The organism is Pseudocolwellia sp. G5-9 (assembly GCF_055808995.1).
On record NZ_CM147893.1, the window covers coordinates 3,733,185 to 3,757,552 of the forward strand.

The 24,368-nt window shown below is 36.8% G+C and carries 26 protein-coding genes and 1 pseudogene; 24 read left to right on the forward strand and 3 right to left on the reverse strand.

The genetic code is table 11. The features are described from left to right. Nucleotides 1-3: 3 nt before the first annotated feature. Nucleotides 4-2,436 carry a putative bifunctional diguanylate cyclase/phosphodiesterase gene (locus AC0L5Q_RS16195; RefSeq protein ID WP_473611320.1) on the forward strand — a complete coding sequence of 811 codons (2,433 nt, stop codon included), beginning with the start codon at nucleotides 4-6 and terminating at the stop codon, nucleotides 2,434-2,436. Nucleotides 2,437-2,610: 174 nt separating this feature from the next. On the opposite strand, the gene AC0L5Q_RS16200 is transcribed toward AC0L5Q_RS16195, so the two are convergent. Further along, nucleotides 2,611-4,431: a protein-disulfide reductase DsbD gene (locus tag AC0L5Q_RS16200; RefSeq protein ID WP_473611324.1), complete on the reverse strand. Its 1,821-nt coding sequence runs from the start codon at nucleotides 4,429-4,431 to the stop codon at nucleotides 2,611-2,613. A 277-nt stretch (nucleotides 4,432-4,708) separates the two neighbouring features. Between AC0L5Q_RS16200 and AC0L5Q_RS16205 the strand changes: the two genes are divergently transcribed. From AC0L5Q_RS16205 to AC0L5Q_RS16260, 12 genes and pseudogenes are all read left to right on the forward strand, one after another. Then, nucleotides 4,709-5,215 carry an FxsA family protein gene (locus AC0L5Q_RS16205; protein WP_473611328.1) on the forward strand — a complete coding sequence of 169 codons (507 nt, stop codon included), beginning with the start codon at nucleotides 4,709-4,711 and terminating at the stop codon, nucleotides 5,213-5,215. Between the two features lie 99 nt (nucleotides 5,216-5,314). Further along, entirely contained in the window at nucleotides 5,315-5,605 is a 291-nt protein-coding gene (locus AC0L5Q_RS16210; RefSeq protein ID WP_076419823.1) for a co-chaperone GroES, read from the forward strand. A gap of 173 nt (nucleotides 5,606-5,778) precedes the next feature. Beyond that, nucleotides 5,779-7,425: a chaperonin GroEL gene (gene groL / locus AC0L5Q_RS16215; RefSeq protein ID WP_473611332.1), complete on the forward strand. Its 1,647-nt coding sequence runs from the start codon at nucleotides 5,779-5,781 to the stop codon at nucleotides 7,423-7,425. A gap of 348 nt (nucleotides 7,426-7,773) precedes the next feature. Beyond that, entirely contained in the window at nucleotides 7,774-7,902 is a 129-nt protein-coding gene (locus tag AC0L5Q_RS16220) for an HNH endonuclease (RefSeq protein WP_473618321.1), read from the forward strand. A gap of 87 nt (nucleotides 7,903-7,989) precedes the next feature. Beyond that, nucleotides 7,990-8,361 carry a hypothetical protein gene (locus tag AC0L5Q_RS16225; protein ID WP_473611335.1) on the forward strand — a complete coding sequence of 124 codons (372 nt, stop codon included), beginning with the start codon at nucleotides 7,990-7,992 and terminating at the stop codon, nucleotides 8,359-8,361. A 360-nt stretch (nucleotides 8,362-8,721) separates the two neighbouring features. Further along, on the forward strand, nucleotides 8,722-9,009 hold the full coding sequence (locus AC0L5Q_RS16230; RefSeq protein WP_473611339.1) for a type II toxin-antitoxin system ParD family antitoxin: 288 nt from the start codon (nucleotides 8,722-8,724) through the stop codon (nucleotides 9,007-9,009). A gap of 82 nt (nucleotides 9,010-9,091) precedes the next feature. Continuing rightward, nucleotides 9,092-9,286, forward strand: a pseudogene (locus AC0L5Q_RS16235) (type II toxin-antitoxin system RelE/ParE family toxin); the annotation flags it as partial. A 223-nt stretch (nucleotides 9,287-9,509) separates the two neighbouring features. Then, complete coding sequence (locus AC0L5Q_RS16240; protein WP_473611343.1) at nucleotides 9,510-9,950, forward strand: hypothetical protein; 441 nt, start codon at nucleotides 9,510-9,512, stop codon at nucleotides 9,948-9,950. Between the two features lie 45 nt (nucleotides 9,951-9,995). Then, the gene (locus AC0L5Q_RS16245; RefSeq protein ID WP_473611346.1) at nucleotides 9,996-10,556 is read left to right on the forward strand and encodes a hypothetical protein; all 561 of its coding nucleotides are present in this window, start codon (nucleotides 9,996-9,998) and stop codon (nucleotides 10,554-10,556) included. Between the two features lie 8 nt (nucleotides 10,557-10,564). After that, entirely contained in the window at nucleotides 10,565-10,921 is a 357-nt protein-coding gene (locus AC0L5Q_RS16250; RefSeq protein WP_473611350.1) for a hypothetical protein, read from the forward strand. A gap of 57 nt (nucleotides 10,922-10,978) precedes the next feature. Continuing rightward, nucleotides 10,979-11,338, forward strand: coding sequence for a hypothetical protein (locus AC0L5Q_RS16255; RefSeq protein ID WP_473611353.1), 360 nt, complete (start codon nucleotides 10,979-10,981; stop codon nucleotides 11,336-11,338). Between the two features lie 222 nt (nucleotides 11,339-11,560). Beyond that, nucleotides 11,561-11,791, forward strand: a complete 231-nt coding sequence (locus AC0L5Q_RS16260) for a hypothetical protein (RefSeq protein WP_473611357.1) — start codon at nucleotides 11,561-11,563, stop codon at nucleotides 11,789-11,791. 814 nt (nucleotides 11,792-12,605) lie between these two features. Here the strand turns inward: AC0L5Q_RS16260 and nhaR are convergent. Next, nucleotides 12,606-13,493: a transcriptional activator NhaR gene (gene nhaR / locus AC0L5Q_RS16265; RefSeq protein ID WP_473611360.1), complete on the reverse strand. Its 888-nt coding sequence runs from the start codon at nucleotides 13,491-13,493 to the stop codon at nucleotides 12,606-12,608. Nucleotides 13,494-13,604: 111 nt separating this feature from the next. Between nhaR and AC0L5Q_RS16270 the strand changes: the two genes are divergently transcribed. From AC0L5Q_RS16270 to AC0L5Q_RS16320, 11 genes are all read left to right on the forward strand, one after another. Beyond that, nucleotides 13,605-14,141 carry a hypothetical protein gene (locus tag AC0L5Q_RS16270; RefSeq protein WP_473611364.1) on the forward strand — a complete coding sequence of 179 codons (537 nt, stop codon included), beginning with the start codon at nucleotides 13,605-13,607 and terminating at the stop codon, nucleotides 14,139-14,141. Then, nucleotides 14,141-14,434, forward strand: a complete 294-nt coding sequence (locus tag AC0L5Q_RS16275) for an HPF/RaiA family ribosome-associated protein (protein WP_473611368.1) — start codon at nucleotides 14,141-14,143, stop codon at nucleotides 14,432-14,434. The genes AC0L5Q_RS16270 and AC0L5Q_RS16275 overlap by 1 nt, the downstream gene beginning before the upstream one ends. Before the next feature lie 65 nt (nucleotides 14,435-14,499). Continuing rightward, nucleotides 14,500-14,970 carry a Na+/H+ antiporter subunit E gene (locus AC0L5Q_RS16280; RefSeq protein ID WP_473611371.1) on the forward strand — a complete coding sequence of 157 codons (471 nt, stop codon included), beginning with the start codon at nucleotides 14,500-14,502 and terminating at the stop codon, nucleotides 14,968-14,970. After that, complete coding sequence (locus AC0L5Q_RS16285) at nucleotides 14,970-15,263, forward strand: MrpF/PhaF family protein (protein ID WP_473611374.1); 294 nt, start codon at nucleotides 14,970-14,972, stop codon at nucleotides 15,261-15,263. The genes AC0L5Q_RS16280 and AC0L5Q_RS16285 overlap by 1 nt, the downstream gene beginning before the upstream one ends. Continuing rightward, complete coding sequence (gene mnhG / locus AC0L5Q_RS16290) at nucleotides 15,264-15,614, forward strand: monovalent cation/H(+) antiporter subunit G (RefSeq protein WP_473611377.1); 351 nt, start codon at nucleotides 15,264-15,266, stop codon at nucleotides 15,612-15,614. It begins immediately after the preceding gene. A gap of 29 nt (nucleotides 15,615-15,643) precedes the next feature. After that, nucleotides 15,644-16,624: a Na(+)/H(+) antiporter subunit B gene (locus AC0L5Q_RS16295; protein WP_473618322.1), complete on the forward strand. Its 981-nt coding sequence runs from the start codon at nucleotides 15,644-15,646 to the stop codon at nucleotides 16,622-16,624. Then, nucleotides 16,624-17,004, forward strand: a complete 381-nt coding sequence (locus tag AC0L5Q_RS16300) for a cation:proton antiporter subunit C (protein ID WP_473611382.1) — start codon at nucleotides 16,624-16,626, stop codon at nucleotides 17,002-17,004. The genes AC0L5Q_RS16295 and AC0L5Q_RS16300 overlap by 1 nt, the downstream gene beginning before the upstream one ends. After that, a complete protein-coding gene (locus AC0L5Q_RS16305) occupies nucleotides 17,001-18,479 on the forward strand; it encodes a monovalent cation/H+ antiporter subunit D family protein (protein WP_473611386.1) in 1,479 nt (492 codons plus the stop codon). The genes AC0L5Q_RS16300 and AC0L5Q_RS16305 overlap by 4 nt, the downstream gene beginning before the upstream one ends. Continuing rightward, nucleotides 18,476-19,996 carry a monovalent cation/H+ antiporter subunit D family protein gene (locus AC0L5Q_RS16310; RefSeq protein ID WP_473611391.1) on the forward strand — a complete coding sequence of 507 codons (1,521 nt, stop codon included), beginning with the start codon at nucleotides 18,476-18,478 and terminating at the stop codon, nucleotides 19,994-19,996. The genes AC0L5Q_RS16305 and AC0L5Q_RS16310 overlap by 4 nt, the downstream gene beginning before the upstream one ends. 3 nt (nucleotides 19,997-19,999) lie before the next feature. Further along, nucleotides 20,000-20,305 carry a hypothetical protein gene (locus AC0L5Q_RS16315; protein WP_473611394.1) on the forward strand — a complete coding sequence of 102 codons (306 nt, stop codon included), beginning with the start codon at nucleotides 20,000-20,002 and terminating at the stop codon, nucleotides 20,303-20,305. Further along, nucleotides 20,292-21,992 carry a Na(+)/H(+) antiporter subunit D gene (locus AC0L5Q_RS16320; RefSeq protein ID WP_473611398.1) on the forward strand — a complete coding sequence of 567 codons (1,701 nt, stop codon included), beginning with the start codon at nucleotides 20,292-20,294 and terminating at the stop codon, nucleotides 21,990-21,992. Before AC0L5Q_RS16315 ends, AC0L5Q_RS16320 begins: the two co-directional genes overlap by 14 nt. 324 nt (nucleotides 21,993-22,316) lie before the next feature. Here the strand turns inward: AC0L5Q_RS16320 and AC0L5Q_RS16325 are convergent, their stop codons facing one another. Next, nucleotides 22,317-23,948: an alpha-glucosidase gene (locus AC0L5Q_RS16325; RefSeq protein WP_473618323.1), complete on the reverse strand. Its 1,632-nt coding sequence runs from the start codon at nucleotides 23,946-23,948 to the stop codon at nucleotides 22,317-22,319. Between the last annotated feature and the right edge of the window lie 420 nt (nucleotides 23,949-24,368).

A 24,368-nucleotide genomic window follows, 5' to 3' on the forward strand; every position in this document is an offset into this window, starting at 1 on the left:
ATAATGAAACAAATATTTATTCGGGTTCCTACTAAATTACTGCTACTCATTATTGGCACTTTACTGCTATTAAGTGCCGGTTTTTCTACTATATCGTTATCACGGTTAAATGCTGAATTTCAATCTTATCAAGCCGAAACCCTCATCCAAGGGCAAGAGCAATTTAAATTACATGAAAAAAACTTAAGAGAGAATCTGAGAGTATGGATTGAATCTTTTGCTGATGTAGTACATCTCCAAGAAAAAAATGATTTTATTGATTTAACAAAAGAAATATCAAAACAGTTTGATGCGCTTCAGTTACATCATAATGTTGAAAAGATGTGGTTAATTGATAGTAAGAAAAATGTTTTATATAGCTCTAGCATAACGCCAAACTATGTTTTAGATAGTGTAAATAAAACCTTAGATATTCAAGAGCCACAACATTTATTATATTGCCAGGTTTATTGTGAGCAATTGCTCACGGTTCCATTACTTAATAAAAAAGGTGACATGGTTGTTGTTGCTTTGGCCGTATCATTAGTTGATATGATTTACGCGATAAATCAATCAATAAAAAGTGAAATTGCTATTGTTAGTTTTTCAAAAAGTGATCAAGCAAAGTTACATGAAGCGCAATTTTTATCTGCTTCAGACATAAAATTAATGAGAACATTATTTGCTCAACAAGAACAGCAAATTAGTGTTGAAGAAATCAAAGCAATGGGGGTGCAAGTAGATGTAGACTCCCATAGTTATTTAATTAACTTAATGTCTTTAGCAACTAATAATCAACGAGCTTATTACATGGCGCTTATTGATGATGTAACGCCTATCACATCTGAATATAAACAATACCGTTATCAATTTTTACTTTCTGCCGTTTTAATTTTTGTTACCTTAGCTGGGCTTGTTTATTTTGTATCTAGTCCTTTAACTCATCGGTTAATTGTTTTATCTAACGCCTTACCATTATTAGCTCGTAAAGAATTTGACCAATTTAGACGTATTAAATTAAAACGAAAAAGCTTTTTTTCTGATGAATTAGATATTTTAGCTGATGCAACAAGTGAATTGAGTTATGAACTTGAGCAGTTAAACCTAGAGGTAGAGCAAAAAACTAAAGAATTAGAAAATATCGCCATGTACGATCTGCTCACAGGATTACCTAATCGTAATATGCTTAATTATCAATTACGTAAATCTGTAGCTAACCTTTCACAATTTAAACATAAAATTGCTGTTTTATTTTTAGATTTAGACGACTTTAAAAAAGTAAACGATAGTCATGGTCATGGTCAGGGTGACCGTTTATTGATTGAAGCTGCAAATCGAGTACGGTTAAGCATTCGTAACGTTGATGTTGCATGCCGCTTTGGTGGTGATGAATTTGTTGTTGTTTTAGGAAAAATAGACAACGTAGAAGAAGCCGAAGCTGTCGCTGAAGAAATTCTTCAACGCTTTAAAACACCTATAAAAATAGGCAGCAGCATTTTTTATGTTTCAACCAGTATAGGTATAGCCTTTACCGAAGACAAAATGATCAAGGCAGAAGAATTAATTAGTTATGCAGATATTGCCATGTACGAAGCGAAAGATAATGGCGGTGCTCAATATCATGTTTATCACTCTGAAATGTATCAACGAGTTGCTCATAGAGTAATGCTTGAGGGTGAAGTAAGGCAGGCATTGGCTAAGAATCAATTTAGTTTAAGCTTACAACCACAACTTGTAGCAAAAACTAAAAGAATATATGGCTTTGAAGCGCTGTTACGTTGGCAGCACCCTTCAAGAGGAATGATTTCTCCAGATGATTTTATTCCTATTTTAGAAAATTCAGCTCATATGATTGAGCTAGGTTATTGGATCATCCGTCGTTGTTTTGAATTGGCTGTTGCGATTAAAAAAAATGGGTTATCTGATGCAAGAATCGCTATCAATTTATCTGCAGGACAATTTGTTGATCAAAATCTGCCTAATTTTTTACAAGGTTTATTAGTTGAATTTTCAATTTCAGCTTCTCACTTTGAGTTAGAACTTACAGAGCAAACGCTCGTTAAAAACGTTGATCATACCATTCGCATGATGGAAGTATTAAAAGGGTTAGGCTTTAGTTTTGCGATAGATGATTTTGGTACGGGCTATTCGTCTTTGGCTTACTTAAAGCAAATGCCTGTTGATGTAATAAAAATAGATAAAAGCTTTATTTTTGGCATGTTAGAAAACCATTCTGATTATCAAATTATTATGTCGACAATTGCTATGGTTAAAAACTTAGGTTTAACTGTTGTGGCTGAGGGGGTTGAAACAAGTGCTCAGCTGAGAAGTTTAATGCAAAACGATTGTGATTTAATTCAAGGCTATTATTTCGCAAAGCCTATTCCAGAAGCTGAGATACTTGATTTTATTGACGCACATATTGTTGATAATCATTGGAAAACTAAAGCGGGATAAGTAAGGTTTCTTTATTGCTTTAAGACGCTATTTAACCTGAAGTCGATCTAAGAGATATTTAACGCAGAAATTAGGAAAAATAGTTGCTAGAGAAGTATTTGTTAAGCTGAGTTCAGGTTATTTATACATTAAAACGGTAAGCTAATAACACTTACCGTTACCTGTTTCAACACGCTACAATATTCTATTTACCAATGCAGAAAAGTCTTTGGCATCCATAAAGCCTGTTACTCGGTTTTGTGTTAACTCATCACCATTGGTATTAAAAAACAAAATAGACGGCAAGCCAAACACTTGGAACTTGTCCATCAATTCAACGCTCGAATCAGAACCTGTATCCGTTAAATCAATTTGTATTAACACTGTATTTTTAAGTGCTGTTTTCACAATAGGAGCACTAAAGGTATAGTGTTCAAACTCTTTACAGGCAATACACCAATCGGCATATAAATCTACCATGACTGTTTTACCTGCCGCATTAGCCTCTTTAACTTTTTCTTCAAGTTCTTTTAGGCTAGCCACCATAACAAACTTGTTTTCCTCATGAGATTGTTGAGCGCCTTGTTCTTCATTTGTTGAACTAACTGGCTCTTGAGATGAGCTAATAGGTGTCGTATCAATTAATTTATAGGCTTGCATAGCGCCATAAAATAACGCTAAGAAAATAAATAAAGAACGAACGCCGTGCCAAAAATTAACCGGTGTTGATTTATTGGTAACGTAAAAATAAGTCGCTGTTGAAAGTAATAACGCAATCCAAAGTATTTGAATAACAAGTTCAGGAACCATACGTTCTAATAAAAAAATAGGAACCGCTAACAGTAATAAACCAAATATATTTTTAATTACATTCATCCAAGCGCCAGCTTTAGGTAATAATTTACCGCCAGAGCTACCTAAAATTAATAGCGGTAAGCCCATTCCTAAACTTAAGGCATATAAAGCCGAGGCACCTAAAACAATGTCACCTGTTTGAGAAATATAAAGTAACGCGCCAGTCAAAGGCGCGGTTGTACAAGGTGAGGCAACTAAGCCTGAAATAATCCCCATAGATACAACACCTAAAATAGAACCACCTTTTTGGTTATTGCTCATGTCATTTAATTTGTTTTGCCAACTACTCGGTAAAGCTAAGTTAAATACACCAAACATTGAAAGGGCTAAAAATATAAATAAAATGCTTAAACCTATTAATACTGCAGGCGCTTGGAAAGCAGCTTGAAACTGAGCACCGGCTAGTGCGACAACAATACCTAATATAGTGTAAGTAACTGCCATGCCTTGTACGTAGAAAAATGACAGAGTAAATGCTTTTTTAGTGGTTAATTTATTGCCTTGGCCAACAATAATTCCCGTTAGAATTGGGTACATTGGAAACACACAGGGCGTAAAAGATAACAATAAACCACCAATAAAGAACGCCACTAAAGTTAGCCATAAGCTGTCTTGTTTCAGCATGTCAGCTAATTGATGTTGCTCACTTTTGTTTTCAGGTGTGTTGTTTGAGCTTGTAGTCGTTTGAAGGTTATCATTATATTGATTTAAATAAATCGTTTGCTTTGCTGGTGCATAACAAAGTCCTTTTTCTGCACAACCTTGATACCTTACGGTAACAATAGGGTTTTCTTGTGTACTTTCTACATCAATATTAAAAGCTAAGTTACCCGTAAATATCTTTTGTACACCAAAATATTCATCTTCATGGTCTTCGCCGGTAGGTAAAACTACATCAGAAATACTGGCTTCTTCAGTTTTAAATTTAAATTGATGACGATATAAATAATAACCTTCAGCTATGTCAAAGGTCACATTAACTTTGTTACCTTCTTGATGGAAATTAAATTGAAAAGCTTCATCAGGTAGTAAAAACTCATCGTCATTACTAAATAATGAGGGAGAAGAAACATCAAAAATAGATTCTTGTGCACTTACTTGTGCAGTTAACAGAAATAGGCTGATAAAACCTAGCAAGAAAGTGGAACTCATTTTTTTCATAATCACGATTCAGTAGACTCTTTAATCCAGTGTCCAATATTTTTTATTGCCTTGCTGGATGTTCATGGCAATAATCTTAAGTACTTTATAAAAACGGTTAGCTCAAAACTACGTCTTTTATATTAAGAAAAACTTAAGTTTTCTATTTTATTTCAATAAATAAAGTTTACGCTATTGTATTTACTCTGTGTAGTTACAAATGTAACAGACAATAACCTTGCTTGAAAAAGACCCGATAAGCCCCATATAAGTTTCATTAAATAATATTGAGGCTTCCATGTTTAGATTCTTATTCCTTTTGTTTATTGTTATTCCCATTATTGAAATAGCCTTGCTAATGAAAATAGGTGGGTGGATTGGTGTATGGCCAACGATCACTATTGTTATAGTAACAGCTTGGCTGGGCGCTAAAAATGTCAGGCAACAAGGGCTAGCAACGCTAAGCTCCTTACAAACTAAAATGGCCCAAGGCCAAGCGCCGTCTGAAGAAATAGTTTCAGGGCTTATGTTATTAATCGCCGGAATATTATTAGTTACCCCTGGTTTTGTTACCGACATATTTGGATTGTCGTTATTAATACCTGCCTTTAGAAAAAGTATTGCTAAAGCATTTCAAAAGGTTATGCCGGTTCAAACTTATGCGAGTGGTGGTTTTCAACAACAAAGTAACTATCATCACGAGCAGGCCGTGAATGACGATTTTTCTTCAGAAAGTGAGTCTCCATCAAAACCTTCAATTCATCAAGGTAAAATATTAGATGGTGAATTTGAACGTAAAGAATAAAAATTTTCAACGTGGACTTGTTAAGCATTAATTCGACCCCATCTTTGAAACAACAAAACTTATAACCCCTTATTAACCAAACAATCTCAGGAGAGAAAAATGAGTATTCGTCCATTACATGATCGCGTAATTATTAAACGTAAAGAAGTAGAATCAAAATCTGCTGGTGGCATTGTATTAACGGGTAGTGCGGCAGAAAAATCTACTCGTGGTGAAGTTGTTGCTGTAGGTAAAGGCCGTATATTAGAAAACGGTGAAGTACGTGCATTAGACGTAAAAGTAGGCGATCAAGTTATTTTTAGTGAAGGCTACGGCGTAAAAACTGAAAAGATTGACGGCGAAGAAGTATTAATTCTTAGCGAAGCTGACATTTTAGCGATTGTAGAATAAAACCAAAATTCAATGTTGTTACCTTTAAAGTAGCAGCATCGAGGGGCTAATTTACTCAAGTAAATTCAGCACTTCATCTTTGTAATTAAGCGAAAAAGAATATTCTCAAAGCGGCTTAACTACATAAATTTAAAATTAATTTTTTAATAAAATAAATTATAGGAATAAATAACATGGCGGCAAAAGACATATTATTTGGTAACGACGCACGAGTAAAAATGCTACGTGGTGTTAACATTTTAGCAGACGCAGTAAAAGTAACATTAGGCCCTAAAGGTCGTAACGTAGTATTAGACAAATCATTTGGTGGCCCAACAATCACTAAAGATGGTGTATCTGTTGCGAAAGAAATCGAATTAGAAGATAAATTCGAAAACATGGGCGCACAAATGGTTAAAGAAGTCGCGTCTAAAGCTAATGACGAAGCAGGTGACGGTACAACTACTGCAACTGTTTTAGCACAAGCTATTGTAAACGAAGGTTTAAAATCTATCGCTGCAGGTATGAACCCAATGGATCTTAAGCGCGGTATTGATCAAGCAGTTATCGCAGCTGTTGAAGAACTTAAAAAGCTTTCACAAGCATGTACTGACAACAAAGCCATTGAGCAAGTAGGTACTATTTCTGCAAACTCAGATGCAACTGTTGGTAAAATCATTGCTACAGCAATGGAAAAAGTAGGTACTGAAGGTGTTATTACTGTAGAAGAAGGTCAAGCACTAACAGACGAGCTTGACGTAGTAGAAGGTATGCAGTTTGACCGTGGTTACCTTTCTCCATACTTCATCAACAACCAAGAAAGTGGCAGCGTTGAATTAGAAAACCCATTTATCTTATTAGTTGATAAAAAAATCTCTAACATTCGTGAACTACTAACAACATTAGAAGGTGTTGCTAAAGCAGGTAAACCTCTTCTAATTATTGCTGAAGATGTTGAAGGCGAAGCACTAGCAACATTAGTTGTTAACAACATGCGCGGCATTGTTAAAGTTGCAGCTGTTAAAGCACCTGGTTTTGGTGACCGTCGTAAAGCAATGTTACAAGACATCGCAACATTAACTGCGGGTACAGTGATTTCAGAAGAAATCGGAATGGAACTTGAAAAAGTAACATTAGAAGATTTAGGTCAAGCGAAGCGTGTAGTTATCTCTAAAGACAATACAACAATCATTGACGGTATTGGCGAAGAAGTTGACATTCAAGCACGTGTTGCACAAATTCGCGCTCAAATTGAAGATACAACGTCAGATTACGACAAAGAAAAACTTCAAGAACGTTTAGCAAAATTAGCTGGCGGTGTAGCCGTAATTAAAATTGGTGCTGCTACAGAAGTTGAAATGAAAGAGAAAAAAGCACGTGTTGAAGATGCGTTACACGCAACTCGCGCAGCCGTTGAAGAAGGTGTTGTTGCTGGTGGTGGTGTTGCATTAGTTCGCGCTGCTGAAGCAATTAAAGATCTTGAAGGTATTAACGAAGATCAAACACACGGTATCAACGTAGCGATTCGTGCGATGTCAGCTCCATTACGTCAAATTGCAACTAACTCAGGCGACGAAGCTTCAGTAGTTCATAACGAAGTACGTAACGGAACAGGTAACTACGGTTACAACGCTGGCGATAGCACATATGGTGACATGTTAGCTATGGGTATCTTAGATCCAACTAAAGTAACTCGTAGTGCATTACAATTCGCAGCGTCAGTTGCTGGCTTAATGCTAACTACCGAAGCTATGATCACCGATGCACCAGTTAAAGATGCTCCTGCAATGCCTGATATGGGCGGCATGGGTGGTATGGGTGGAATGGGCGGCATGATGTAATTATGCTTGTTTAAACGGTTAACTTCATCGTTGCTTTATAGTTCGTTTAAGAAACACTAAACGTCACTATAAAGCGCCTTGAATTAAACCGTTTACTCGGCGCATAAATAGCACTAGCTACTTAAGCTTATATCTAAAAAAACCTGCTCCGGCAGGTTTTTTGTATTTAGGGTAAATTAAAGCAAGTGAATGAAGATAGAAGTGGAAGCTAACTTTCATGGCTTGTTATTTTATGAATGCGTTGAAAATCGTCTTGAGCGAGTTTGGAGAAATTGAATACAAGGTAAACATATTTGGTTAATGCTTTGGCTCAGGCAACAGCAATGTTGTGCTATTTGACGCCATCGAATTACCAAAACAACAGGGTGGAATATCCATCACATTGTTGAACGGGTAAAAGGTGGTAGTAATGAACTGAGTAACTTGGTGTTGTTGCACCCTAATTGTCATAGGCAATTGCATTGTAATAGGAGGTAAATGTTTCTGATCTGGATATTCTCTATGATTATTTGACTTTAAATAATACAGTCCAAGTAGAAAGAATAAATCAATAGGAAGCCATTTATGATGAACTACAAACTGAAAGATAAATATTATGACACGCTAACCTTTTTAATCTCTAAAGGAGAGTGTATTACAAAGCTTACTGGCAAAGATTCAGATAGTGTGGATAAAAATATACTAAATAATCTGCATAGAGAGAAGCTTATCAATGTGTCTTATCAGAATGGATACAGTGATATTATTTATTTTGAAAGTTTATCTGTATCGTTGAAAGGATACGACTTTGTGTCTCAATACGAGAAGGATAATGAATTTTGGTACAAGAAAGTTTTACGTTGGGAAAACCTTAAAAGAGGTATGGAACTAACTAAATTCTTTGGTTGGGTAATCATATTTTTAACGGGATTCCTATCGGGAAAATATTTCGGTTAAAGTCACTGGTCTCTACTCAGGTGCTTATTTATAAAGGCTTGAGCCGTATGCGGGGAAATTCGCACGTACGGTTCTTAGGGGAGGGGTGATTAGTAATGCTCGCTCCTTACCCGACATTTATGCTTGATTAAACGGTTAACTTCTTCGTTGCTTCATAGTTCGTTTAAGAAACACTAAACGTCACTATAAAGTGCCTTGAATTAAACCATTTATTCAGCGCCTAAATAGCAATTTGTTACTTAACGCTTTAATTAAAAACCTGCTTCGGCAGGTTTTTTGTATTTATTTTCTAATTATCAAACTTGAACTATGCGCATATCATACGCATAATGTGAAAGGGCAATAGTTGGAGTGTTAATTATGAATATTACTTTAGGTAAAGAGTTCGAACGAAGAATTACTGAAAAAGTATCTGAAGGTTTATATACCTCAGCAAGTGAAGTGATCCGTGATGGGTTGAGGTTGTTATTTGAAAAAGACAATATTCAAAATCAACAGCTTGAAATATTACGCGAAGAAGTCGCTAAAGGTTTTGAACAGCTAGCTGCGGGCGAATCGTCAAATCACAATGTCATGGATATATTTGAACAAGCCTCTCTTTCAGTAAAACAAAACTCTGAAAGTAAGAGCGATAATGCCAACCTATAGGCTTTCTCCTTTAGCAGAAGAAGATTTATATAAAATAATCTCTACGACGATTAGTTCATGGGGTACTTAGCAAGCAAAAGAGTACGCACAGAATATAGATGCCGCCTTAATAAAACTTGCACAATACCCTGACTTCGGTAGAGAAAGAAATGAAATTTACAATGGTGCTAAAAGCTTTCCTGTAGAAAAGCATATAGTGTTCTATCAAGTCAGTGATAACGGTCTTGATGTTGCTCGTATTCTTCATCAACGTATGGATCCCTCAAAGCCTTTGTAATGTAGTGGTCAACTAATTTTGGCCACGGATTTGTATGGTCACTTACTTACTATAGTCTGTGGGGAATGCTCGGACAACCTCAAAAGGTAAGCTTGTTTTTTAGAAAATATCCGTAGCGGCTTCTCTTTTTTAAATGCTAGAATAGTCGTCACGTATTGAGTGAAGTTTGTTCATTTATTTTGAGTATAACTTCAACAGGATTAGTTTTTTAAAGGAATAAACCATGCCAAATAATATAGCCTTATGCTACAGCAGTAGTAACAATAGCACCTACCCAGTAGACTCAAATAACAAACAAGCCTTTACCACTTTCCAACAAGATAACCCACACCTTAATGGCACTTTTATTTCTGCTGGTACGCCTTTTATTATGCGCACGGATAGCAGTAACGACAACACTAATGCCAGTAACTGGCGACAAGAAAGGCCTGATTTAGTGTGTGCGCTTAATCAAATGCAAGCTTTACCACAACACGCCAAACGAAATATTGCTGCAATGGACAATCTCTACGGCAGTGAAAACCTACAAGCTCTCGCCGACTTTTATCAAGCTGAATTAGCCCCTATGATACGTAATCAAAGTATAGGAGCAGTAGGTGCCGCTGCAACGGCCTTTGATACGCGATTAAGTAATTTCTCTAAAGCAGCGAATAAGCTTCAATAAGCACTAGAGAAAGTAAGAACGGGCGCACAAGCAAAAATCCCTAAAGTGCAAATGATGATGCTAGAGCAACACGCACGTACACTTGGTAAAGACTTTAATCTTAAATTTCAAGCGGAATTAAATAAATACGTGGGTCGTGTAAAAAGCAAACGAGGTTCTGTTTACAGTAATATTGAACGCGGTATCAATAAAGCAAAAAGTGGCAAAACCATAAAACCGATTCAGTTTACCTCTACCACTTCCTTTAATAATTTACGTGCTTTTCAAAAAGGCGTTAATGTCCTTGGTAAAGGATTAATTGTGCTTGATGCAGGTGTACGTGCAGGCCATGTACACACAGATTATTTAGCTGGGCGTAACTGGCAAAAACGCGCGGCGGTTGAAACGGCTGGATTTGGATTTGGTACTGCTGCTGGCTTAGTTGCAGGTGCAGCGACAATAAAAGCAGGTTTAGGTATTGCTTTGCTAGCCACACCTGTTGGCTGGGTGGTTATCATTGGCGCTTCGATAACAGTTGGTATTTTGGCGGCTAAAAGTGGTGATATCGCAGGGAAATGGGCAGCAAATGAAGCCTTTGATATAGGTGACTGGCTAAACAGCCTATAGAGGGAGTTATGTCAGAACTATCAACTGAAAATTGGATGGCTATATTGTTCTTTGTTGTTCTTTGTATGTGGTGTCTTACTACTTTGTTATTTGGCCGCATTAGCGTTAAGCATATCGAACGTGAAATGAAAAAAGAAGGCATACTTCCACCTGTGTGGGATAAAGGCATTGGTGGAAGAATTATTATGTATGCAATGGTGATCACGGCTAAAAAAGCAGTCAAAAAATCACCTGTAGATGATGAAGCTATACTTCGCCATATCCGTCCAATAGATAAAAAGCTGGCTTGGCTCTATCTTATAGTTACCACTACCATTTTTGTACTTATGTTTATTGTTGTTTATCTATATGGCCCTGAGAGTTAACAAAGTAAGCAGGTCTTTATATGATAGAAACTCAAGCTTTAATTGGTTTTAATTAATATGGGTGAGATTACTATAGAAGAATGGATGGCAATATTGTTTTTTATTGCCTTTCTCGTCTGGGGAGGGGCTACGTTTTTGTTTGGTCGTATTAGCGTTAAACATATAGAACGTGAAATGGAAAAAGAAGGTATATTACCACCTGAATGGGATAAAGGTATTGGCGCTAGAATGATTGCATATGCAGGAATTATTATTTTACCTAATCTCAAGCGGCATGCTTCTCTTGTTAACATAGAGGCGACTATGCGCTTTAGTCGAAAAAAGGACAAAAAGTACGCTTTATTATATGTAATTTCTATGCTTACCCTCCTTATCGTTGTTTTCACTATTGCTTATCTATACAGCCCAGATAGTTGATAATGTCGGTTGATAAGTGCATTAAATTCCCACGAATTTGATATTATAGCTGCTAATTAAACTTATGACTTAGGTAGTTGACTAAATAACTTGTAAGTGAGCATCTATGTCTGAATTATCAGCTGAAAATTGGATGGGGATTGTTTCGGTTTTTTCCATTTTTATGTGGGGTATTTCTGTTCTCTTATTCGGACGTATTACCCTAAGCATATAGATCGTGAAATGGTGAAAGAAGGGATATTAACACCTGAGTGGGATAAGGGGATCGGTGGAAGAATTATTATGTATGCAATGGTGATCATCACTAAAAAAGCAGCCAAAACATCACCGGTAGATGATGAGGCCATACTCCGTCATACTCGACCAAAAGATTATACGCTTGCTGCATTTCTTATTGTCTCTTCAGTATTTTTTTACTGTTTTGATTGTGTTTTATTTCTTTTTCGCGCCTGACGATATATGAAATTAATCGGTATTAATACGCAGGGCATGTAAAAATACGGCAGAATGATAAAGCTTATTCAACTTACTTCTATTGCTTCTTTTCAGAATTTTCGTGCTTTTGAAAAAGGCGTTAATGTCCTTGGTAAAAGGTTGATTGTGCTTGATGCAGGTGTATGTGCAGGCAATGTGCATACTAATTAACCTCAGCTCGGGATAAGCAAAGTTACTCAACAAGCTATTTTTATGCCTAACTTCGTTGAATTTATTACTAATAGCTAGCTATTAGATAGAAAAATTCGCCTTGTTATACAAAAAAATATCAATGTTGAGAGACTAATATAACTTAGGAAAACAACAGTACAGGTTAAGTCTTTGATAAATAAGAATTTTAATTCATTATCTAACATTCATTAACCCGAGTTGAGGTTAATTATTTAGCTGGGCGTAATTGGCAAAAACGCGCGGTAATTGAAACGGCTGGATTTGCTATGTGATTTCAGCCTTTATTTTATCTTATATTCGAAAAAAAAATTAAATAACCTCAGCTCGGGATAAGCAACGTTACTCAACAAGCTATTTTTATGCCTAACTTCGTTGAATTTGTTAGTAATAGCCAGCTATTAGATAGAAAAATCCGCCTTGTTATACACAAAAATATCAATGTTGAGAGATTAATATAGCTTAAGAGAATAACGATACAGATTAAGTTTTGATAAATAAGGGGTTTAATTCATTCTCTAACATTCACTAACCCGAGTTGAGGTTAAATAGTCGAAAAAATCGAGGTGTATGTTGTTATGTAGCTGTGTTTTCGACTACTCGCTTACTTATTGGCGGCATTAACAATTTCAAGAATTGCAGGGTGTTTTAACCTTCGCTCTGGAGAGATAATATAATAAGCTTCTTTAATTTCGTCTGTACGACCAATTATTTTAACTCCGTACTTATCTGCAACGTATTCTTCAATAAGTGTAGGGCTGCTAAACAGACCAAACCCCGTTTGACCAAAAGCTTTCATTAAAGCACTATCGTCAAATTCAGCAACAATATTCGGCGCAATATTATTCTTTTCTAACCAAGAGGATAAGCGTGTTCTCACCGCAGATTTTTTACTCTGCATAAGCCAAGGAAAATCAGATAAAATTTCAGGGAACGCTTTATTACAGTTTTTCAATAAGGATTTAGCGGCAAAAAAAGTAAAACCACTTTCAGTAAGTAGATGATTGTATGCTCTTACATAGCTGCCTAACTGAAGTGATTGATCGGTTAAGATACAATCAATCTTATTGACTGATAAATCTGCCAGTAAGTGATCTTGATCTCCTTCTACACATATTAGTCGAACGGATTCACTCATTTTTAGTACTGGTGCTAGTAATTCGTATGCTAATACTTTAGGTATAACATCGGTTATACCCACAGTGAATGTGTGCCATAGGCTAGGTTGTTTTCTTTTTAAAATATTTTTAACTTCATCTCCTAGTTGAAAAATCTCCTCAGCATAGCTGTAAATGAGTGTGCCCATTTCAGAAAGTGATAATGTCTTGCCTTTGCGCTCAAATAAGTTAACACCAACTTGCGCTTCGAAATTAGTAATTTGGCCGCTTATTGTTTGCGGTGTTAGGTTTAGCCTTACACTTGCTTTGGTGATACTTCCTTCGGTAGCGACAATATAGAAATAATAGAGATGATTATAATTTAGAGGACTCATAATTTATTGTCAGATTTATTCGATGATAAGTGAAATAATATTCGAATTTACCTACAATCACAAGTGGGCTATAAGTAATGTAAGGCTAATTAAACTAATCTCTGGATAATTATGACACTTTATAAAAAACGTTCTTTATCATTCGTTAATTTACAGTCATTTCCTATAATGAGTAGGTTAAAAAGTAGTAGTTTAGTTGTTGCTATAATGATGTTATTTCTACCTATTTCTTCGTTAGCTAATGAGGGAGATAAGCTAAATAAGGAACAAAACTTACTTAGCTCTTGTCATGCTTTTAAAACTGCTACGAATAATACTCAAACTTTACCCTGTATTAATTATATTGAGGGTTTCCTAAATGGTGTGTTGAACGCGAATAATAGCAATGTTGAAATTTTACTAGAAGACAATAATAAATCAGACACATTAGTCGAGAGAGCGTACGCTAACAGAGTAGGTAATAAAGCACGGACAAACTCTAAACCTATAGATTATGCTTGTTTATCAATGGAGAAGTCTAAAAAGTATATTATTGAAAATCTTTCCAATAGCTCATTGAGTACTATTCATACTCTCGAACAGCTAAATGCTCGTTTAGTTTATATTTTAGAAACATCATGCTCTGCTGAAAATAAAAAAAATAACTAATGAAAATCGATATACAAAATCGTTTAACCGAAGAAGAGCAATCGATGGAAGTGCATATTCAGCAAAAACTTAGATTGGCGCTGTCAAAGATGGCTTCGTATATCTCGTCGATCACCTTTATTTTATCTGACGTTGTTCAAAATGGAAAAGTTGAAAAGCATTGCTCGTTAACACTGTCACTTTACCGTATGCCAAATATAGTCATTGAGGAAACTCAAACTGATCTCTATTTCGTTATTGACCGTGTTATCCAAAAAGCGACTAGAAGCCTTTCACGGAAACTTTCATCGTAAAAAGTAGCTAATCATTATTTATTTTAACGAAGTAACGTTATGAAAATGGTTTTTATTGAGGGTTTATGAAACATACAATTAGTTTATTTATTACATTATTAGCGTTTTGGCTGCTTAATTCGGGTCATTACTCGCTATTGATTTTATCCCTTGGATTAGCATCTATAGTATTAACCTTAATTATTGCTCATAAAATGGATGTGGTTGATCAAGAATCGCAACCTCTGCACCTAACACGTAATATATTTGGCTACTATATATGGCTTATCAAAGAGATTATTCAAGCAAATATCACTGTTGTTAAACATATTTGGCTTGGAGAACAGAGTATATCACCCACCCTAAAGAAGATAAAAATCAGTCAGCAAACAGATATGGGAAAAGTAATATATGCCAATTCTATTACCTTAACTCCTGGTACTGTTGCTATCGACTTGTTTGAAGATGAAATTATTGTACATGCCTTGTTGTATAAGGATATTGAATCGTTAGAAGCCGGTGAAATGGATCGCCGCGTAACTATGTTGGAACGCTAATGTTAATTGCTGCTACGCTCGCTATTTTTGTCGCTATGATTTTAGCAATCATTAGAGGCATTGCTGGGCCAACTTTATACGACCGTATTTTAGCGGTAAATATGTTTGGTACTAAAACCGTGTTACTTATTTCTTTATTAGGTTTTGTAATGGGCAGACCTGAATTTGTGGATATTGCCATAGTGTATGCACTGATCAATTTCATCAGTGTTATCGGAGTATTACGTTACTCAGATACTAATCAATTTAAACATACGCCTAATGATGATGAATCGATAGAAAAGGAGCTTTAAATGGATATTGTAATAACTATAAGTAGTGGCTTCTTTTTATTAGTTGGTGGCTTTCTTTGTATTTCAGGCGGTGTTGGTCTTTTACGTTTTCCTGATTTTTATACGCGCATGCATGCCGTTGGTGTGACAGATACCTTGGGTGCCGGAATGATTTTGATAGGGCTTATGATACTTAGCACAGATTTATTAGTGCTTGCTAAGCTAGTTATGGTGTTGCTTTTAACATTACTTATTGGTCCTACAACAAGTCATGTTTTAGCTAAAGCCGCGTTTCATAATGGTTTAAAACCTCAAAAATTAAATAATCAGGAACAAAATAATAATAAGGAGATATCCTCATCGAACCCTTAATTAATATTATTTTACTTACCTTATTAGTCATTGTTGCAATTGCGATAATCCGATCAAAAGATCTGGTTGTAGTCGTTATGCTTTTAGGTATTTATGGACTTATATCTGCAAGCTTTTTTGTTGCTATGGACGCGGTAGATGTTGCTTTTACTGAAGCTGCTGTAGGTGCGGGTATTTCAACTTTACTCATGTTGGTTGTTATTGCTATGACTGGACGAAAAGAAAAAACTAATCGTCATAAGCCATTGTCTGCTCTGTTCATTGTTTTGATAACTGGAGGATTACTAATATACGGCACCTTAGATATGCCACATTTTGGCGACCCTGATGCGCCAGTTCACAAACATGTGGCGCCTCGTTATATCAATGAATCAATGGCAGAGGTTGGTGTACCTAATATTGTAACTTCTGTACTTGCTAGTTATAGAGCATTCGACACTTTTGGCGAGGTGGTGGTTATATTCACTGCGGGTATTGGCGTGTTAACACTATTATCAGTTGCACGTCGTAAAGAAGATGAAGAAGAAACTTCATTAATAAATGATTCTATGCATGAGCAACATTTGGTTATTCGTATTGTGGCAAAAATGTTGATCCCTTTTATTTTCTTATTCGCGCTATATGTTCAATTTCATGGCGATTTTGGTCCTGGTGGGGGGTTTCAAGCAGGTGTGATATTCGCTGCCGCTATTATTTTATATGCAATGTTATTTGGTTTAAGTACTGCACGTAAGGTTATCAATCAAACGTTTATACAGCTGATTGCTGCTATGGGCGTGCTGCTTTATGGTTGTGTTGGTATTGTTTCTTTAATGAGCGGTGGACATTTCTTTGATTATAATGTGTTAGCGAGTGACCCTATTGCGGGCCAACATTTGGGTATTTTATTAATCGAATGGGGCGTAGGTTGTACTGTTGCTTCAGTGATGATTATTATATTTTTCAACTTTGCTGGGCGACAAGAGTTGCATCAAAATAACGAGCACCTGAAGAATAAGGAGCCTTCGTAATGTTAATGGATCTTTTCAATCACTGGGTCGTTATCACTTTGATGATGAGTGGCTTATATATAGTTATTGCGCAAGGCAATTTAATTAAAAAAATTGTTGGTCTAGCGGTTTTTCAAACATCGGTATTCATATTTTATATCAGCATGGCCAAAGTTGAAGGAGGGACAGCCCCTATTTTAGCTGACAATATAACTCAATATTCTAACCCTTTACCTCATGTACTTATTCTTACTGCCATTGTTGTGGGTATTGCTACTACTGCTTTAGGTTTGTCATTAGTGGTTCGTATAAAAGAAGCTTACGGTTCAATTGAAGAAGAAATTATTCAACAACAAGATAATGAAGCCTTGGCCGAAAGTAACTTGGAGAAAAAAGCGTGATAGAACATTTACCTATTTTACAGGTGATTATTCCGCTTATGGCGGCACCTATCTGTTTGATTTTTAAACGCGCTCAACTGGTTTGGTTATTTTCACTCTTTGCTAGTGGTTTGGCATTTGCGGTAAGTATTTTGTTATTACAACAGGTAATGACATCAGGCGTAATTAGTTACGAACTAGGGGGATGGCAAGCACCATGGGGTATAGAGTATAGAGTTGATAGGCTCAACGCTTTTTTACTGTTGATTATTTCAGGCATAAGTACGGTTGTTTTATTTGCTGCTCAAGCTAGTATTGAAAAAGAAATACCTAAAGATAAGCACATTTATTTTTACGTTCTATATCTACTATCCCTTACTGGTATGTTAGGTATTGTAGCTACGGGCGATGCTTTTAATGTGTTTGTATTTTTAGAGATATCATCGCTATCTGCTTATGCATTAATCGGGATGGGGAAAAAAAGACAAGCGCTTTGGGCTTCGTATCAATATTTGATCATGGGAACCATAGGTGCCACATTTATTTTGATTGGTATTGGTTTGATGTATCAAATGACCGGCACACTCAATATGCATGACTTGTCGCAACGTTTACCTGAAGTCACACAAACTCGTACCGTACTAGCTGCGTTTGCTTTTGTGATTGTTGGTGTATGTTTAAAATTAGCTATGTTTCCACTACATTTATGGTTACCGAATGCTTACGCCTATGCACCCTCTATTGTAACTGCTTTTTTTGCCGCAACCGCAACCAAAGTCGCTGTTTATTTACTTATTAGATTTACTTTCTCAGTATTTGGTATCTCTTTTTCTTTTTCTACTATTCCATTACAAACTGTGTTCATGGCACTTGGCCTGATCGGTATTTTTTCCGCTTCAATATCTGCTATATATCAAAGTAATGTTAAGCATCTTTTTGCGTATTCAAGTATTGCTCAAATTGGCTATATGATTGTGGGTTTTAGTTTGAGTACCTTATCAGGTTTGACTGCAACATTATTGCACTTGTTCAATCACGCGTTAATGAAAGGCGCAATATTTTTAGCCTTAGCTGCGGTTGTTTATCGAGTAGGTAACGTTGAACTTAATAACCTTCGAGGCTTAGGTCGTAAAATGCCATTTACTATGGCGGCAATTGTTGTTGGTGGGTTAAGTTTAATTGGCGTGCCATTAACGGTTGGCTTTGTCAGCAAATGGTATTTACTGATAGCGTTAATTGAGCAAGGTTGGTGGTCTGTTGCTGTACTTATTCTTTTAGGATCAATGTTGGCGGTTATTTATGTGTGGCGAGTTGTAGAAGTCGCTTATTTTAAAGAACCACTTGATAACAACTTAACAGTTAAAGAAGCGCCTATGAGCTTTCTTATTCCTATATGGACGCTTGTCATCGCTAATATTTATTTTGGTATAGATACTCGCCTTAGTGTACAAGTAGCTGAAGCTGCTGCTCAGAGTTTATTTGGAGGTTCATTATGAATCTTTCCTTAGAATTAATGCTTCAACTCACCATTATTATCCCTTTTTTGGCGACGTTGGCTATTGCTGCAACAGGAAAATGGCCAAATGTTAGAGAAAGCGTAACTATTGCGGCTAGTTTAGCCCTGATATTTTTAGTTGTTAATTTATATCAAGGTTTATCAGCAGGAGAATCTATCAGTGTTTTCTGGTGGGAGCTTTTACCTGGTTTAACTATTAGCTTTGATATTGAACCACTGGGTATGTTGTTCGCGTTAATTGCTAGCTTCCTTTGGCTGGTTACAACGTGTTATGCCATTGGTTATATGCGCCACCACGAAGAAGATAATCAAACACGTTTTTATATCTGTTTCGCCATAGCAATAAGTGCGGTGATGGGACTGGCTTTTTCAGCGAATCTTTTCACCTTGTTTATTTTCTATGAAGTATTAACTCTATCTACTTATCCTTTAGTTACACATGCAGGTACTGAAAAAGCTAAAAAGGGTGGGCGAATATATCTTGGTATTTTGCTTACAACTTCAATCGTTTTCTTCCTACTGGCTATTGTTAGTACGTGGTTTGTTGCTGGCACATTAGACTTTAAACTTGGCGGTATTTTTGCTGATGATGTTGATAAAGTAGTTGCGGGTATTTTATTAGTACTGTTCATTTTTGGCATTGGCAAGGCTGCCATTATGCCATTTCATCGCTGGTTACCTGCAGCTATGGTTGCACCCACTCCCGTGAGTTCGCTCTTACATGCCGTTGCGGTGGTAAAGGCAGGTGTATTTACCGTGCTAAAAGTATGTATATTTATTTTTGGTTTAGATTTACTGGCTGTATTACCAACAACCCAGTTTTTACTATATTTAGCTGGCGCTTCAGTATTACTTGCCTCAATCATTGCTATGCGACAAGACAATTTAAAAGCAAGACTGGCATATTCAACGGTTAGCCAATTGGGGTATGTAACAATAGGCGCTTTATTGGCAACCACATCAGGTGTTATTGGGAGTTCTATGCATATCGCTATGCATGCTTTTGGTAAAATAACCTTGTTCTTTTGTGCAGGGGCAATTTTAGTCAGTTTACATAAATCAAAAATTAGTGAAATGCGCGGTATTGGTCGCCAAATGCCTTTAACTATGTTCGCCTTTTTTATTGCTAGCCTTAGTATTATTGGGGTTCCTCCTACTGGGGGAACATGGAGCAAATGGTATTTAATGATGGGAACAATAGAAACTGAACAATTTGTACTCATGGTAATTTTAATGCTGAGTTCTTTACTTAACATTGCGTATTTATTGCCTATTCCGTTCCATGCTTTTTTTCCTAATCTTATGTCTTTTAAAGCATCTATGAATGTTACTCACAATGAAACCTCTGACAATAAATTGTCGGGTTTTGATATAAAAGAAGCTCCTTTGCCTTCATTGATCGCTATCGTTGTAACAACAATGGGTTGCTTAATGTTATTTATTTACCCCCAACCTTTATTTGAGTTGGCCTCAGCCGTTTTGACCGGTAGGGAATAGTTCATGAAAGATGAAAAAAAATACCTATTTGATGATCCTAAAAACATAAAGCGTTTAATGCATATCTTCTATGCATGTTGTGTTTTATTGGTTGTTTTGGATTTCGTTATTCATCGTCATACCATGCACGAATGGGACAAGTTATGGGCTTTTTATCCTATCTATGGTTTTGTAGGCTGTGTGGTTTTAGTTATTGTTGCGAGTTGGATGCGAACTTTCCTTATGCGCCCTGAGGATTATTATGACAATCCCACTAAAACAACTAAAGACAATTTGATTAAAAAGGAAGAACAACATGTGGATGACTGAGCTTCCGCCATTTGTACCTTTTTTCATTGGTGCATTACTTTTATTATGTACTCGCGGTATGTTGCGAGGTGCAGTAATGATCGCAATACCGATCCTCAGTGGAATGCACTTATGGATGATCCCAGAAGGAATTCACTTACAGTTTGCTTTTCTTGATTATCAATTAACGCCCTACCGCGTAGATAAGTTGAGCATAATGTTTGGTTATGTTTTTCATATTGCGGCCTTAATCGGCATTATCTACTCGTTACATCTTCGCGATACGATGCAGCAAGTAGCAGCTATGTTATATGCAGGAAGTGCTTTAGGTGCAGTATTTGCTGGCGATTTGTTAACTTTATTCCTCTTTTGGGAGTTACTAGCATTTACTTCTGTATTTTTGATTTTGGCTCGCCGAACCCAGCGAGCTTATGATGCAGCGATGCGCTACCTTATTATTCAAGTGCTTTCCGGCGTTATATTACTTGCCGGTGCGCTTTTTTATGCACATGAAAACAATAGTTTAGCGTTTGGCTATATTGGCTTAGACAGCATTGCAGGCTGGCTTATTCTTATTGCAGTCGGTATAAAATGTGCATTCCCTTTTGCTCATAACTGGTTAACGGATTCCTACCCAGAAGCAACCGTAACAGGTACGGTATTTCTTAGTGCTTTTACCACAAAGGTTGCTGTTTATGCATTGGCACGTGCCTTCCCCGGTGCTGAAATATTAATCTATATTGGTGCGGCAATGACTTGTTTCCCAATATTTTTTGCGGTAATTGAAAATGATTTACGCCGTGTATTAGCATACAGCTTAATCAACCAAGTAGGTTTCATGGTTGTTGGTATCGGTATTGGTACAGCACTTGCGATTAATGGTGCTGTCTCTCACGCCTTTAATGATGTTATTTTTAAAGGCTTGCTCTTTATGTCAATGGGGGCCGTGTTACATATGACAGGCCGAATTAATGGTTCTGATCTTGGTGGTTTATATAAAACCATGCCCAAAACAACCATACTTTGTATCGTTGGTGCAGCATCTATTTCAGCTTTTCCTTTATTTAGTGGTTTTGTTAGTAAATCAATGGTGATGACTGCAGCCCTTGAAGAAGGCTTTAACTGGATTTGGTTAATGCTATTGTTTGCTTCAGCAGGTGTATTCCATCACGCAGGAATTAAGATCCCATATTTTGCCTTCTTTGCACATGATTCAGGTATTAGAGCAAGTGATCCACCAAACAATATGTTGTTAGCTATGGCAATTGCAGCGGCGCTTTGTATTGCTATTGGCATTTACCCACAAGCATTATATTCATTGTTACCTTACAACACAGGTTATAACCCATATGATGCAACTCATGTGTTGGCACAAACTCAATTATTATTCTTTTCTGCATTGGCTTTTGTTTGGCTTAATCTTAAAGGCATGTATCCACCAGAGTTACGTTCAACTCACTTAGATTTTGATTGGATTTATCGCCGTGCAATGCCAAATGTATTACAACAAATGTTTAGCGTTATCTGGAAAGCTGATCGTACATTACGAGATGGGGTGAAATTAAGACTTAATACCTGCTTAGGTTATTTTGCTGGTAAAAATGATCGACTAAGCATCTTACTCTCACGAAGCTACCCTATTGGTAGTATGGCTATGTGGGTTGCTGTAGTGTTAGCTGTATACCTATTACTGAGTTTTATCAAGTGAGAAGGCGTTTAGGTGGTGTATATATCCGTAAGCATTCAAGATGCAGGTTTCAGTGGGAACTAAAAATAATTTAGGCACAGGTTTCATGTTCCAAACAAAATATAAGGTCTACATCTATGTATGCAAGGCATTAAATTTACGTCATGGTTATTATCGGTAACTGCTTCTGCGTTATCCTAATATCCTACATCCGTGTAGGAACCAGACTAAAATTAATAAGCCCCATAAATTGTTTTTAGACCCATCGAAGAAGCGCTCTGAAATAGCCTCTTGAGTGGTAACGGATATATACTTTATTTATTCCAACTGATTAGGGGATTGGCGTTACTGTACTTCAGCATAAAAGCAACCGAAAGGCTGTAACTCAATGCTGTTACCAACGACTTTACCTACAGCGAGTTTATGGCCTGTTTGTTCAGTTAAGTTGTTAAATGAGCTTGTATTAAACGTTTGCGTTGTATCACTTAAGTTGAAGCATACAAGCAGATTTTGACTCTCGAAGGTTCGGGTAAATACTAATAAAGATTCATCTGAGTCTATAAATTCAATGTCGCCATAAAGTAGTGCAGGGTGCTGTTTGCGCCAATGGGTAAATGCCCTGTAGCTATTTAATACCGATGTAGGTTCAAGGTCTTGTTCGCTTACAGCTAGCGGTTTATGACTGTCGATCATAGGTAACCATGGTGTGTTTTCAGAAAACCCTGCGTTAGTCTCGTTTTTATTCCAAGGGTGAGGTGTTCTACAACCATCGCGACCTTTAAATTGTGGCCAAAAAGTTTTGCCGTAAGGGTCTTGAATGTCTTCAAAGGCAATTTCACCTTCAGGTAATCCTAGCTCTTCACCTTGGTAACTACAGACACTGCCACGTAATGATGATATTAAAGCAAATAGCATTTTGGCAAAATTTGGTGCAGCAGCTAGGTTGTTTTTAGCCCCCCAACGACTGACTACACGTTGCACATCGTGATTGCTGATAGACCAGCAAGGCCAGCCGTCAGATACGCTTGCCTCTAAAGATTTTACTACTTGCTTTATATAGCTGGCGGTAAAGTTGTCGGTTAATAAATCGAAGCTATAACCCATGTGTAATCGGCTATCACCTTGGGTGTACTCAGCCATGGTTTTAAGTGAGTCTTCAGACGATATTTCACCTAAAGCCACTGTACCTGGGTACTGATTAAGTAGTGATCTGATTGATTCAATAAAGCCTAAATTTTCATCTTGGGTATTATTAAAATAATGGTATTGATAAGCGTATGGGTTTTTCTCATCAAAACCTATGCTTTGTCTTAACTCTTTAGGTTTTGGCGGGTTGTCGCGCAGTTGAGCGTCGTGAAAACAAAAGTTAATCGCGTCTAATCTGAAACCATCCACACCACGTTTTAGCCAAAATTCAACATTGTCTAATACCGCTTGGCGAACCTCAGGATTATGAAAGTTTAAGTCAGGTTGGCTCGTTAAAAAGTTATGCAGGTAATATTGCTGTCTGCGTGGCTCCCATGTCCAACCCATACCACCAAAAATAGATAACCAATTGTTAGGCGCTGTTCCGTCTGGCTTAGCGTCAGCCCAAACATACCAGTCGGCTTTATCGTTAGTTTGGCTTTCGCGGCTTTCAATAAACCATTGGTGTTGATCTGAAGTGTGGCTTAACACTTGGTCGATCATTATTTTAATATTTAGCGCATGCGCTTTTGCGATTAGTTCATCAAAGTCGGCTAAGTTACCAAAAATAGGATCTATGTCTCGGTAGTCGCTAATATCATAACCAAAATCTTTCATTGGAGATTTGAAAAAAGGCGAAATCCAAATCGCATCTACACCTAAACTTGCAATGTAATCTAGCTTAGCAACAATACCTTGTAAATCACCAATGCCATCGTTATTGCTGTCATTGAAGCTTCGAGGATAAACTTGATAAATTACGGCTCCTCGCCACCACATTTGTTCTAACATTATTAAAGCTCCAACCGTTTGACTAAAGCGGCTTGAATTATTGCCACTCGTTATCGTATTCATATAATGTACTAAGAATACGCTAAGAAGCCCTACCTATCATAGGCTTTGCATACGTATGTATTGTGTAACATACGTATGCATTTATTTGAAAAAAAATAACCAATAGTTTGGAGAAATTAAGGAGATAAAAGAGGGGTAGAGGTAACCTACCGTTTATACCCGTTACCAATCAAGAGGCTATTTCAGAGTGCTTGAGCGATATCAATTCAAGGCAATGCTTTGTAATAATGGTCGTTCCCTTATAAAAAGTATTAACGCAGAAGTGATTTTGCTCAAGCGCTTCTTCGATGGGTCTAAAAACAATTTATGCTTCGTTATTAACTTTAGTCAGGTTCCTACACGGATGTAGGACATTAG

What these genes read in the sequence shown, in the direction of transcription:
- AC0L5Q_RS16195 (WP_473611320.1), top strand. Translation starts at nt 4, where the DNA reads ATGAAACAAATATTTATTCGGGTTCCTACTAAATTACTGCTACTCATT.
- AC0L5Q_RS16200 (WP_473611324.1), bottom strand. Translation starts at nt 4,431, where the DNA reads ATGAAAAAAATGAGTTCCACTTTCTTGCTAGGTTTTATCAGCCTATTT.
- AC0L5Q_RS16205 (WP_473611328.1), top strand. Translation starts at nt 4,709, where the DNA reads ATGTTTAGATTCTTATTCCTTTTGTTTATTGTTATTCCCATTATTGAA.
- AC0L5Q_RS16210 (WP_076419823.1), top strand. Translation starts at nt 5,315, where the DNA reads ATGAGTATTCGTCCATTACATGATCGCGTAATTATTAAACGTAAAGAA.
- groL (WP_473611332.1), top strand. Translation starts at nt 5,779, where the DNA reads ATGGCGGCAAAAGACATATTATTTGGTAACGACGCACGAGTAAAAATG.
- AC0L5Q_RS16225 (WP_473611335.1), top strand. Translation starts at nt 7,990, where the DNA reads ATGATGAACTACAAACTGAAAGATAAATATTATGACACGCTAACCTTT.
- AC0L5Q_RS16230 (WP_473611339.1), top strand. Translation starts at nt 8,722, where the DNA reads ATGAATATTACTTTAGGTAAAGAGTTCGAACGAAGAATTACTGAAAAA.
- AC0L5Q_RS16240 (WP_473611343.1), top strand. Translation starts at nt 9,510, where the DNA reads ATGCCAAATAATATAGCCTTATGCTACAGCAGTAGTAACAATAGCACC.
- AC0L5Q_RS16250 (WP_473611350.1), top strand. Translation starts at nt 10,565, where the DNA reads ATGTCAGAACTATCAACTGAAAATTGGATGGCTATATTGTTCTTTGTT.
- AC0L5Q_RS16255 (WP_473611353.1), top strand. Translation starts at nt 10,979, where the DNA reads ATGGGTGAGATTACTATAGAAGAATGGATGGCAATATTGTTTTTTATT.
- AC0L5Q_RS16260 (WP_473611357.1), top strand. Translation starts at nt 11,561, where the DNA reads ATGGTGAAAGAAGGGATATTAACACCTGAGTGGGATAAGGGGATCGGT.
- nhaR (WP_473611360.1), bottom strand. Translation starts at nt 13,493, where the DNA reads ATGAGTCCTCTAAATTATAATCATCTCTATTATTTCTATATTGTCGCT.
- AC0L5Q_RS16270 (WP_473611364.1), top strand. Translation starts at nt 13,605, where the DNA reads ATGACACTTTATAAAAAACGTTCTTTATCATTCGTTAATTTACAGTCA.
- AC0L5Q_RS16275 (WP_473611368.1), top strand. Translation starts at nt 14,141, where the DNA reads ATGAAAATCGATATACAAAATCGTTTAACCGAAGAAGAGCAATCGATG.
- AC0L5Q_RS16280 (WP_473611371.1), top strand. Translation starts at nt 14,500, where the DNA reads ATGAAACATACAATTAGTTTATTTATTACATTATTAGCGTTTTGGCTG.
- AC0L5Q_RS16285 (WP_473611374.1), top strand. Translation starts at nt 14,970, where the DNA reads ATGTTAATTGCTGCTACGCTCGCTATTTTTGTCGCTATGATTTTAGCA.
- mnhG (WP_473611377.1), top strand. Translation starts at nt 15,264, where the DNA reads ATGGATATTGTAATAACTATAAGTAGTGGCTTCTTTTTATTAGTTGGT.
- AC0L5Q_RS16300 (WP_473611382.1), top strand. Translation starts at nt 16,624, where the DNA reads ATGTTAATGGATCTTTTCAATCACTGGGTCGTTATCACTTTGATGATG.
- AC0L5Q_RS16310 (WP_473611391.1), top strand. Translation starts at nt 18,476, where the DNA reads ATGAATCTTTCCTTAGAATTAATGCTTCAACTCACCATTATTATCCCT.
- AC0L5Q_RS16315 (WP_473611394.1), top strand. Translation starts at nt 20,000, where the DNA reads ATGAAAGATGAAAAAAAATACCTATTTGATGATCCTAAAAACATAAAG.
- AC0L5Q_RS16320 (WP_473611398.1), top strand. Translation starts at nt 20,292, where the DNA reads ATGTGGATGACTGAGCTTCCGCCATTTGTACCTTTTTTCATTGGTGCA.
- AC0L5Q_RS16325 (WP_473618323.1), bottom strand. Translation starts at nt 23,948, where the DNA reads ATGTTAGAACAAATGTGGTGGCGAGGAGCCGTAATTTATCAAGTTTAT.